Annotated in this window: 10 protein-coding genes; 3 read left to right on the top strand and 7 right to left on the bottom strand. The window is 66.4% G+C overall.

What is annotated here, in order from left to right; all coding sequences use genetic code 11:
- Nucleotides 1–68 precede the first annotated feature (68 nt).
- From K9B33_RS16925 to K9B33_RS16895, 7 genes are all read right to left on the bottom strand, one after another.
- Nucleotides 69–635 (bottom strand): DUF1993 family protein, encoded by a 567-nt coding sequence (locus tag K9B33_RS16925; protein ID WP_224550244.1) that lies wholly within the window; start codon nucleotides 633–635, stop codon nucleotides 69–71.
- A 10-nt stretch (nucleotides 636–645) separates the two neighbouring features.
- Nucleotides 646–1563, bottom strand: coding sequence for an acetylglutamate kinase (gene argB / locus K9B33_RS16920; protein WP_066605722.1), 918 nt, complete (start codon nucleotides 1561–1563; stop codon nucleotides 646–648).
- Nucleotides 1564–1866: 303 nt separating this feature from the next.
- Nucleotides 1867–2541, bottom strand: a complete 675-nt coding sequence (locus K9B33_RS16915) for a queuosine precursor transporter (RefSeq protein WP_224550243.1) — start codon at nucleotides 2539–2541, stop codon at nucleotides 1867–1869.
- A gap of 134 nt (nucleotides 2542–2675) precedes the next feature.
- Nucleotides 2676–4193: a Ppx/GppA family phosphatase gene (locus tag K9B33_RS16910; protein WP_224550242.1), complete on the bottom strand. Its 1518-nt coding sequence runs from the start codon at nucleotides 4191–4193 to the stop codon at nucleotides 2676–2678.
- Nucleotides 4193–6331, bottom strand: coding sequence for an RNA degradosome polyphosphate kinase (locus K9B33_RS16905; protein WP_224550241.1), 2139 nt, complete (start codon nucleotides 6329–6331; stop codon nucleotides 4193–4195). Before K9B33_RS16905 ends, K9B33_RS16910 begins: the two co-directional genes overlap by 1 nt.
- A gap of 3 nt (nucleotides 6332–6334) precedes the next feature.
- Complete coding sequence (locus K9B33_RS16900; RefSeq protein ID WP_224550240.1) at nucleotides 6335–6973, bottom strand: chromosomal replication initiator DnaA; 639 nt, start codon at nucleotides 6971–6973, stop codon at nucleotides 6335–6337.
- A complete protein-coding gene (locus K9B33_RS16895; protein ID WP_224550239.1) occupies nucleotides 6970–8235 on the bottom strand; it encodes a heavy-metal-associated domain-containing protein in 1266 nt (421 codons plus the stop codon). The genes K9B33_RS16900 and K9B33_RS16895 overlap by 4 nt, the downstream gene beginning before the upstream one ends.
- A 133-nt stretch (nucleotides 8236–8368) precedes the next feature.
- Here K9B33_RS16895 and purM point away from each other — a divergent pair, with 133 nt between their 5' ends.
- From purM to K9B33_RS16880, 3 genes are all read left to right on the top strand, one after another.
- Nucleotides 8369–9463: a phosphoribosylformylglycinamidine cyclo-ligase gene (purM, locus tag K9B33_RS16890; RefSeq protein ID WP_224550238.1), complete on the top strand. Its 1095-nt coding sequence runs from the start codon at nucleotides 8369–8371 to the stop codon at nucleotides 9461–9463.
- 83 nt (nucleotides 9464–9546) lie between these two features.
- Entirely contained in the window at nucleotides 9547–10497 is a 951-nt protein-coding gene (gene purN / locus K9B33_RS16885; protein ID WP_224550237.1) for a phosphoribosylglycinamide formyltransferase, read from the top strand.
- Nucleotides 10498–10539: 42 nt separating this feature from the next.
- Nucleotides 10540–11469 (top strand): ABC transporter ATP-binding protein, encoded by a 930-nt coding sequence (locus K9B33_RS16880; protein WP_224550236.1) that lies wholly within the window; start codon nucleotides 10540–10542, stop codon nucleotides 11467–11469.
- Nucleotides 11470–11570: the final 101 nt, after the last annotated feature.

The following is an 11570-nucleotide window of genomic DNA, read 5'->3' as shown; positions in this document are numbered from 1 at the left end:
TGGCCCTGATGAATCTGAAGTTCGCTCAGACCTTGCCAGATAATGTGACGAACTTCAGATTCGGGCCACTAGCCCGCCGGCATCGTCCCCGGCCGGATATGGCCGAACATATGCGCGACATAGTCCCCCTTGCCCAGCGCCACGCCCTGCGCCCGCAGGATCGCGTAAGCGGTCATCAGGTGGAAATAAAATTGGGACAACGCCCAATCCCGCGCATATTGCTCCGCGGTCAGGTCCAATATCATGCCGTTGGGCAGCGCATGGGCGATCGCCGTCCCCTCGGCCCCGTCCAGCGCATCGGCCGACAGGCTTTGCAACAGGGCGAGCGCCTCGCCGATCCGCGCCTTCGCGTCCGCGATCGAACCGGGCCGCTCGCCCGCCTCGCGCCCTTCGTTCAGCAATCCGTCCAGCGCGGCGGGGAACGCCTTGCCCTGCAACCGATAGACCGCCTCATGCGCCTGCACGCAGGCGAAGCGGATTTGCGTCGCCAGCGGATACATGTCGGGCGCCAGCCGCGCCGACAGCAAGGCCTCGGCATCGGCGGCGGGCAATTGCGTCTGCGCCTTGTCCAGCCAGCCCGACAAAGTGCCCAGCATCTGGCTAAAGGTCGGGACGATCAGCGAAGTCAGCGTCATCAGCCGTTCCTTATTTCCGCACCAGCGTACCGGCGCCCTGATCGGTGAAGATTTCCAGCAGCATCGCGTGCGGCACCCGTCCGTCCAGGATGACCGCGGCGTCCACCCCGCCCTCGACCGCACGGACGCAGGTTTCCAGCTTCGGGATCATGCCCCCGCTGATCGTGCCGTCCTGCTGCAACACGGCGATCGCCGCCGGGTCGAGGTCGCTCAGCAACTGCCCCTGCTTGTCCAGCACGCCCGCGACATCGGTCAGCAGGAAGAAGCGCGACGCCTTGAGTTCCGCGGCGATCGCCCCGGCCATCGTGTCGGCGTTCACATTATAGGTATGGCCATCGGTGCCGATACCCACCGGCGCGACGACAGGGATGATGCCCGCCTGCGCCAGCGTGTCCAGGATGCGCCGGTCCACCGACACCGGATCGCCGACGAAGCCCAGATCGACATTGCGCTCGATCCCCGAATTGGGGTCCGCCTCGCGCCGGCCGCCGACCTTCTCGCACAGGACCAGCCCGCCATCCTTGCCCGAAATGCCCACCGCACGGCCGCCCGCCCCGGCGATCCAGCCGACGATTTCCTTGTTGATCGATCCGGCCAGCACCATCTCGGCGATCTTGGCCGTCTCCGCGTCGGTCACGCGCAACCCGCCGATAAACTGCGATTCGACGCCCAGTTTCTTCAGCATCGCGCCGATCTGCGGCCCGCCGCCATGGACGACGACGACATTGATGCCCACCGCCTTCATCAGCACGACATCCTCGGCGAAATCGCGCGCGGCTTCGGGATCGCCCATGGCATGGCCGCCATATTTCACGACGAAGGTCTTGCCCGCATAGCGCTGCATATAGGGCAGCGCCTCGACCAGGGTTTCGGCCTTCGCCAGGAGCGCGGGATCGGGAGCGTGCTTGCTGTTCATGCGCGGGCGCATAAGGCCATATGCCGCCCGCCGCAAGGTTTGCGCACACCCCGCCGTGCACCTGCAAAGGCGTGAGTCCGGTCCAGGCGCTGAAGAGGGATGACTCTACATTGGCCCGTTCGCTTCGAGCGAAGTCGAGAAGCCGGTGGCGCCATGCCCACGTTTCTCGACTTCGCGCGAAACGAACGGAACAAGTTGGATCGACCTATCGCCAGCAGGCTCCACCCGTCGCCGAATCATACGCGCCATGGCCGAACGATTAGTTCGCCAACTAACGAGAATCGCGAATGCGCCACAGCTGTTGCACTCGCCGCCTCAGCGACGATCCAGCCGCCGCCCCAGCGCGACCAGCAGATAGATGACGGGCGGCACCAATATCGCCGACAGCAGCACCTTGGCCAGCATCTGGCCCAGCAGCAATTCGCCGATCGGAAATACGCCGTAAAAGGCGATCGTCACGAACAGCAGCGTATCGACGATCTGCGACAGGATGCTGGCGACCGCCGCCCGCAGCCACAGCAGCCGCGCACCCTCGCGCCCCTTGAGCAGCGCGAACAGGGTAACGTTCAACGTCTGCGAAATGCCATAGGCGATGATCCCGCCCAGCCAGATGCGCGGCGTGCCGCCCATCATCATGGCGAAGGCTTCGGCCCTTTTGGGGTCCATGTCGCCCGCCGCCGGCGCGGCCAGCACGACGATCGACAGCAGGATCGACGCGATCAGCGGCAGGAAGCCGATCTGCACCAGCCGGTTGGCGACGGCGCGGCCATGCAATTCCGCTACCGCGCTGGAAATCGTGACCAGCAGAAGGAAGGCGAAGATCCCCGCCTCGACCGCCAGCGGCCCCAGCCCCACCATAGGCCCGATCCCCGCCAACGGCCCCAGCGCCACCTGCTTGTTGCCCAGCACCCCGGCAATGCAGACCATGCCGCCATAGAAGATCGAGAATCCGAAGAGCGAACGGCTGATGGGCGCGGGAGATGCAGTCATCGGCCGCCCTTACCGGCAATTACGCAGTGGGGGAAGAGTCACAAGCGGCGCTCCTTCACCTTCTCCCCGTGGGGAGAAGGATACGCAGCCTTGCCGCGTAGCGGCTTGGCGAAGTTGGAAGAGGGGTGGGCACCCTACCCCGCGAACAAGCGATATTTGACCCCCATCGCCTGCGCCAGGTTGCGCAGGCGGCGCCCGACCGTCTCGCCATAGAGGTCGGCGTCCTCGCCGCGCAGTTGCAAATCGATCTGCCCCTCGGTCCGGCTGAGTTGCGACACGGCCAGCGGCCCTTCGACCCCGCCCGACAGGCGCTGGGCCAGACGGATGGCCAGCCCCCACAGGGCCGCGCGACGCAATTCTTCGGGCTTCGCCAGCCGCTCCACGCCCGGCGGACAGCCCATGCCGCCGCCGAAATGGCTGTGCAGCGCCTGCGCCAGCATCGCCCGCTCCGGCGCGGTGATCCCCACCCAATTGCTGTGCAGCGCGATCTCCACGCCCCGTTCCGCCCGGAAATCGGGATTGGCGCGCCAGCCGACATCGGCCAGCAGACAGGCCGCGCGGCGAATGCGGCGGGCGGCGGCATCGTCGTCGGCGAACAGCGGTGCGATCCACTTGTCGATCCGGTCGCCATGGCCGCGAAAACGCGACTGCGCCTCCCCTTCCGCCTCGGCCGCGACCAGCAGCGGGTCGTGCGCCCGGATATCCTCCGGCAGATCTTCGTAGAGCAGCCCTTCGCGCAGGCCGTAGGCCGACACCACCAGCCGGCTCGACTTCAACTGCCGCACCACGACCGACAGCAGCGCCGCGGCATCGGGCAGCGTCGGCACGCGCGATCCCGTCATCGCCGGAATCTGCTTCAACCGCGTCCGATCGACATGGCTGACGATCCGGGTCAGTTGCTCGGCCCGCGCGGCGGTCATCTCATATTGATGGACGACGGGCAGCGGAAAGCTGGTCAGTTGCATGTCGAACCGCGCCAGCGCGCGCCACGACCCGCCGACCAGATAGAAGGGCAGGTCCGGTTCCGGCGTCCATCCCGCCTTCTCCAGCATCTTGACCACCTGCCGCTCCAGAATCCGCGGCCCCTTGGCCCGAATCTGCGGCAGACGCAGCACCCCGAGCGGCAGCGAGATCGTCTGCTCCACCGTACCGCCCCGGATGCGCGCCAGCTCCAGGCTGCCCCCACCCAGGTCGCCGACGATGCCGTCGGCATGGGGAATGCCCGACAACACGCCCATCGCCGCGCCGATCGCCTCCTGCGCGCCGGTCAACAATTCGACGGTCACGCCCATATCCTTCGCGCGGGCGATGAACGCGGCCCCGTTGGTCGCATCCCGCACCGCCGCGGTGGCGACGCAGCGTGTCTCGGTCACCTTCATCGCGCGGCATAGATGGGCGAAACGGCCCACGGCGCGCAGGCCGCGGTCCATCGCCTCCGGCTCGATCGCCCCCGTCTTCGCCAGCGACGCGCCCAGCCCCGCCATCACCTTTTCATTGAACAGGATGAAGGGGATGCGCCGCGGCCCGTCATACACCACCAGGCGCACGCTGTTCGACCCGATGTCGATGATCGCGGTCCGGGCATGGGCCGGCTCGGGCGACGTCGCCATGCTTTCGGCGACGGCGCGAACGCGGCTGAGCATCGAATTCATCAGGCGCGCCCGCTCAGGCGCAATGTCGGCACCGCCTCATTGTCCAGCGCCGCGCCGCGCCCGGACAGCGACGGATTGGTCATAAAATACCGATGCAGGTTGAATGGCCTGTCGCCCGGTTCCAGCCGCGTATAATGGCCCTCGCTGTCCAGCGACCAGCTCTGTTCGGTGTCGATCAGGTTGGCGACCATCACCTGGTCCAATATCTGGTCATGCACGGTCGGATTCTCGATCGGCGCCATGAACTCGACCCGCCGGTCGAAATTGCGCTGCATCCAGTCGGCCGAACTGATGAAGACCTTCGCGCCATTATTGGGCAGCGCCTTGCCGTTGCCGAACACGGCGATGCGGCTATGCTCCAGGAAACGGCCGACGATCGACTTCACCCGGATATTGTCCGACATGCCCGGCACCCCAGGCCGCAGGCAGCATATGCCCCGCACGATCAGGTCGATCTGGACCCCCGCATTGCTCGCCGCATAGAGTTTCTCGATCATCGCCGGATCGACCAGACTGTTCATCTTGGCCCAGATGGTGCCGGGCCGCCCGGCGCGGGCATGATCGATTTCCGCGTCGATCAGGCGGCACAGCGTGTCGCGCAGGTCGCGCGGCGACATGACCAGCTTTTCCAGCCGCTCCGGCTCGACATAGCCGGTGATATAGTTGAACAGCGCCGCTGCGTCCCGGCTATAGGCCGGATCGGCGGTGAAGAAGCTGAGGTCCGTATAGATGCGTGCCGTGATCGGGTGATAATTGCCCGTGCCGAAATGGCAGTAGCTGCGGAACTGCTCGCCCTCGCGCCGGATCACCATGGAGATTTTGGCGTGGGTCTTCCAGTCGATGAAGCCATAGACCACCTGCACGCCCGCGCGCTCCAGCGCGTCGGCCCACATCAGATTCTGTTCCTCGTCGAACCGCGCCTTCAACTCGACCACGGCGGTTACCGACTTGCCCGCCTCCGCCGCGTCGATCAGCGCGCGGATGATCGCCGACTGCTTGCCCGCGCGATACAGCGTCTGCTTGATCGCCACCACATCCGGGTCGACCGCCGCCTGTTTCAGGAAGGATACGACGACGTCGAACGCCTCATAGGGATGGTGGACGACGATGTCCTTGGCCCGGATCGCGGCAAAACAGTCGCCGCCATATTCGCGGATACGCTCGGGAAAGCGCGGCGCATAAGGCTCGAACTTCAAATCGGGCCGGTCGGCGTCGACGATGCCGGACAGGTCGCCGATGCCGACGAACCCCTCCACCTCAACCACCACCGCTTCATGGCCCTGGAGCATGTCCTGCAACATCTCCTCGACCGGTTCGGGGATGCGCTCCTCAATCTCCATGCGGATCACCCGACCGCGCCGACGCCGCTTGATCGCGCTGCGGAAATGGCGGACCAGATCCTCGGCCTCTTCCTCGATCTCGATGTCGCTGTCGCGGATGATGCGGAACACGCCGCTGTTGCGGACGCGATAGCCGGGGAACAGGTCCGCCGAAAACCGCCGGATCACCGCCTCCAGCGCCATATAGCGCGCCAGATCGCCGGGGATGCGCACAAACCGCGCCAGTGTCGGCGGGATCATCACCAGTTCGCGAATCGGCTGCTTGTCCGACAGCCGTTCCAGGTCGAAGATGATCGACAGCCCCTGATTGGGGATGAAAGGGAAGGGATGCGCCGGGTCCAGCGCCTGCGGCGTCAGGATCGGGAAGATCTGCGTCAGGAAATGCTCGCGCAGCCATTGACCGCAGGCCTCATCCATCTCGCTCGCCGGACCGATGACCTCGATGCCCACCTGCGCCAGTTCGTCATGCACCGCGCCCCACACCTTCTGCTGCGCCAGCATCAGCCGCGTGCTTTCCTCGGTCAGGGCGGCCAGTTGCTGCGCCGGGGTCAGCCCGTCGGCGGAGCGCAGGTCGACATCCTGCAACTGTTGCCCCTTCAGCCCCGCGACCCGGACGGAGAAGAACTCGTCCATGTTCGCGCCGGAAATGGACAGGAAGCGCAGCCGCTCCAGCAGCGGATGGGCGCGGTTCATCGCCTCTTCCAGCACCCGCTGGTTGAACGCCAGCCAGGACAGTTCGCGGTTGAAATAACGGTCGCTGGGCAGCGCCAGGCTGGCGGAGGGATCGGCTTCGGCCACGGATTACTCGCGTTGCAGAGGGGGGGGATCGGGCGGGACTATAGGCAGAAAGCCGGCGGCTTGCAGAGCCTCTTTCGCCATTGCGACAGAAATCTTGCGTCCAGATGACAGTGCGGCGCGATCAAGCAACTGCGTCACCGCCGCGAGCGCGCCATAGCTGCGTTCCACTCGGCGCACCAGCCATTCGGGCAGGTCGGCGGCATAGCCCGCCCCGGCCGTGTCGAACGCCCGCTCGATCAGCGCGCGGGCCAACGCCTCGTCCGGCTCCTGTATTGCGACATGGGGCGCGGCGGCCAGCCGCGATCGCAGGTCGGGCAGCGCCACGGTCCAGCTTGCCGGCGGCGCCAGCCCCACCATCAGCAACGGCCGCCGCTCGGTCTGCGCCGCGTTCCAGGCGTGGAACAGCCGATGCTCGTCCTGCCCCTGCGCGTCGTCGATGATCTCGCCGCCGCTCATCTGCGCGAAATGGCGCGCCAACGTGGACCGGCCGGACCGCCGCGGGCCGGTCAGCACGCTCACCGACAGCGGCCATTCGCGCCACCGTTCCAGATGCGCGACGGCCTGGGCGTTGGCGTCGCTGACCAGAAAGTCGCCATCACCCGCGCCACCATGCCATTCGAAGGGCAGGCTGATCTGGCTCATTGCGGGGGCGGGGACGCCTGTCGCCGCGTAATCCGCAGCGTCGTGCCGGACACCGCGACGCTATAGCCGCGCGCCTGCAACCCTGCGCGCAGCATGTCGACCGTTCCGTCGAAGCTGACCTGCATCACCGACGTCCCGCCCAGCGCCAGGCTGCTTGTATTGGCGGTGCGCACGCCGGGGATCGACCGCACCGTCGATTCGCCGGCGCCGATCGACCCGACGTCAGGCGTGTCGAACTGGATCGAGAAGCTCGTGCCGCTGGACGCCACGCTCGGCAGTTCCACCGCCTCGACCGGCGCCTCGACCGCATTCTCGATTTCCAGCGCGGCCGGATCGACCGGCTCCTCGATGATGAGCGACGGGTCAGGCCGCAGGCGGCCGTCGTTGAGCGCCCGGATATAAAGTTCGTCGATCCGCCGTGCGCCCTCGTCCATCATCTTGGGCAATCCGCTGTCGTTGGACGCGCGCAGCGTCACGCTGCCGATCAGGCTGTTGTCGGGGCCGTAGCGCGCGGTGAAAGTGCCGGTCACCGGCCCGCCGGGATAGGCGCGGTCGAGCCGCGCGATCGGGATCACCACATCGGCGGCGCCATATTGGTCGAGCAGCACGCGCCACCACAAGCGCCCGCGCCGCCCGGTCTGGCCGGCGTTCAGCAGTATGGGATCGGCGATCGATCCGGCCACCCGGACATAGTCGATCGCGCTGTCGCCGGTGCGGTATCGCGCCCAGGCCTTCTGCCATTCGTTGGTGCGCTCATAGGATACGGCCGATCCGCCGTCCCACAGCACCGGGATCACCAGCAGCGGCGGCGATCGCATCACATTGCCCGACACGCCCAGCACCGCGCCCGTCCGGGCGCGGTCGAACAAGATGCCCAGCGTCGCGACATAGCGGGTCGGCCCGGCCTGCTCATAATCGATCTCGATGCCGGAGATCATCGCCTCAAGCTGCGAATCGGACAAGGCCGGCGCGCCGCCACCGCCATGGGTGCGGGTCCACAGCATCCGCCACGCCTGTCGCTGCGCCATGCGCCAGCCGGCATAGCGGGCGCTGTCGGCATCCTTGGCGAACACGTCCACCTTGACCCCGCGCACCTCGAAATCGCCGCCGCTGGCGATCGGCGGCACGCCGCGCTCGCCTTCCATCTGCGCGAACAGGGCCGCTGCGGCCAGGCCCAATGCGATGGCGATCGCAATCTGGACGGGCCGCGAGAGCAGGCGCAACAGGGCTGCGGGGCGGGAAATGGTCTGGCTCAGGCTCACGCGCGCCCTTTTGGCGACAATTGCCCGCCATGCCAAGCGGCAACGCGAGACTTATCCCCACCTCCATGCCAGAAGATATGCCCTTTACATCGAAGGTTCCGTTTTCCGCGCCTTTGCTCTAGGGGCCGGAACTATGAGCGAGAACGAATCCTACAGCTACGCCAAGGCCGGCGTCGACATCGCCGCGGGCAACGCCCTTGTCCGCGCCATCGCCCCCCTGGCCAAGGCCACCCGCCGCCCCGGCGCCGACGCCGAACTGGGCGGCTTCGGCGGCTTTTTCGATCTCAAGGCCGCGGGCTATGACGATCCCCTGCTGGTCGCCGCCAATGACGGCGTGGGCACCAAGCTGAAGCTCGCCATCGACCATGACCGCCATGACGGCGTCGGCATCGACCTGGTCGCCATGTGCGCCAACGACCTGATCGTGCAGGGCGCCGAGCCCCTGTTCTTCCTCGACTATTACGCCACCGGCAAGCTGGAGAGCGGCGTCGCCGAACGCGTCATCGCCGGCATCGCGCAGGGCTGCCGCATGGCCGGCTGCGCGCTGATCGGCGGCGAAACCGCTGAAATGCCGGGCATGTACGGTCCGGGCGACTATGATCTCGCCGGCTTCTGCGTCGGCGCGGTCGAACGCGCCAAGGCGCTGACCGGCAACAAGGTGAAGGCCGGCGACGTCCTGATAGGCCTCGCCTCTTCCGGCGTCCACTCCAACGGCTTCTCGCTGGTCCGCCGCCTCGCCGCCGACAAGGGCTGGCGGCTGGATCGCCCGGCGATCTTCGATCAGGACGTGCTGCTGATCGACGCGCTGATGGCGCCGACGAAAATCTATGTGAAGAGCCTGCTGCCGCTGGTCCGCGCCGGCATGATCCACGCCCTCGCCCACATCACCGGCGGCGGCCTGCTCGAAAATATCCCTCGCGTCCTGCCCGACGGCTGCCACGCCACGGTCGACGCCGACGCCTGGGAACAGCCGCGCCTGATGGCCTTCCTCCAGGCGCAGGGCCATATCGAGCCGGAAGAGATGGCACGCACCTTCAACTGCGGCGTCGGCATGGTGCTGGCCGTGGACGAAGCCCATGTCTCCGCCGTCACCAAGGCGCTGGAGGATGCGGGCGAAACCGTCTTCCGCATCGGCGCGGTCAGCGAAGGCGACAAGGGCTGCACCGTCAGGGGCAGCACCGAAAGCTGGAGCGCCAAGGCCGACTGGTCCGCCACGCATCTGGGGTAATATAACGCCCGTTCGTTTCGAGCGAAGTCGAGAAACGGTCAGAACAGGGTTCTCGACTTCACTCGAAACGAACGGATGTTGTTATGCAAAAGGCGAAAGTCGGCGTCCTGATTTCCGGCCGTGGCTCGAACATGGCAGCTTTGCTCTACGCGGCCAAGGCGCAGGACTGCCCCTATGAGATCGTCCTGGTCGCCGCCAACGATCCGCAAGCCCCCGGCCTCGCCCTCGCCGCTGCCGAGGGCATCGCGACTTTCGGCCAGAGCCACAAGGGGCTGAAGCGCGCCGAGTTCGACCAGATCATCGACGCGCAACTCCGCGCGGCAGGCGCGCATTATGTCGCGCTCGCCGGCTATATGCGTCTCCTGTCCCCCGAGTTCGTCGCCGGCTGGGACAACCGGATGCTCAACATCCATCCCAGCCTGCTGCCCAAATATAAGGGGCTGGACACGCACCAACGCGCGATCGACGCAGGCGACAGCCATGCCGGCTGCTCGGTCCATATCGTCACGGCCGAACTGGACGACGGCCCAGTGCTGGGCCAGACACCGGTGGCGATCCTGCCCGGCGACACGCAAGACAGCCTCGCCGCCCGCATCCTCATCGCGGAGCATCAGCTCTACTCCCGCACCCTTGCCGACTTCGTCACCCGCGAACGCCAGCCCGACTGGCTGCTGGGCAAGGTGCGCGAAGCCGCGCTCGCCCTGCCGCAGGCGGACGAGATCGTCTCGCACGGCATGCCCTGTTTCGGCGTCGTGAAGGGCAAGAAGTTCGCCTATTTCACCCGCGACCATCATGGCGACGGAATCATCGCCGTGCTGGTGAAGACCACCGCACCGGAAGAACAGGCGACGCTGATGGAAGCCGACCCGGAACGCTATTACCGCCCCGCCTATTTCGGCACCGAATGGGTCGGCATCCGCCTCGACCTGGGCGACACCGACTGGGATCATATCGCCGAACGCCTCCGCGCAAGCTGGCGCCAGATCGCGCCGAAGAAGCTGCTGGGCCTGATGGATATCGCGGACGAGTTTTGATCCTCTTCCTTTTGCCGGCTTCGATCCCCATAGAGTTGAGCCATGACCGACAGCCCTGCCCCCGCCGCCATCCAGATCCGCAACCTCACCAAAGTCTATAAGGGCGGCAAGCGCGCACTTGACGGGATCGACCTGTCCATCCCGCGCGGACAGATTTACGGCCTGCTCGGCCCCAATGGCGCGGGCAAGTCGACCACGATCAATATTCTGGCCGGCATGGTCAACAAGACGGCGGGCGACGTCAGCATCTGGGGCTTCGACATCGACGCGCACCCGCGCAATGCGAAGAACAGCATCGGCATCGTGCCGCAGGAGATCGTCTTCGACCCCTTCTTCACCCCGTTCGAGACGCTGGAAAATCAGGCCGGCTTCTACGGCGTGCCCAAGGACCGCCGCCGCACGATGGAATTGCTGCGCGCGGTGCATCTGGACGACAAGGCCCATGCCTATGCCCGCACGCTGTCGGGCGGCATGAAGCGCCGCCTGCTGGTGGCCAAGGCGATGGTGCATAGCCCGCCGATCCTGGTGCTGGACGAGCCGACCGCGGGCGTGGACGTGCAATTGCGCCAGCAACTGTGGGCCTATGTCCGCGAATTGAACGCGCTGGGCGTGACGATCGTGCTGACCACCCATTATCTGGAAGAAGCCGAGCAATTGTGCGACCGCATCGGCATCATCAACCATGGCAAGGTCATCACCGACAAGCCGACCCGCGAGCTGATCGCCATGGCGCAGGAAAAGGTGGTGCAGGTGACGGTCGACCGCGATCTGACCGCCGCGCCGCAGGCCCCCTGTTTCGAGAAGGTCGAACTGTCGGGCGACCGCACCCTGACCATCACCTATATGAAGGACCGCGCCAATGCCGGCCAGGTGCTGAGCGCGGTGCAGGCCAGCGGCCTCGCCATCGTCGACGTGGTCACGCGCGACCCGGACCTGGAGGATGTCTTCCTCAACCTGACGGCGGCGGCTTAGAAATTTTCTCCGTTCGGGCCGAGCTTGTCGAAGCCCTCGCCTGAGCGTAGCGAAGGCAAAACCTCACTCCGTTCGGTCGAACCCTTCGGCTTCGCTCAGGG

Origin of the sequence: Sphingobium sp. 3R8, from assembly GCF_020166615.1 — a bacterium.
GTDB lineage: Bacteria > Pseudomonadota > Alphaproteobacteria > Sphingomonadales > Sphingomonadaceae > Sphingobium > Sphingobium bisphenolicum.
This window is presented reverse-complemented; position numbering and strand designations above follow the sequence as displayed.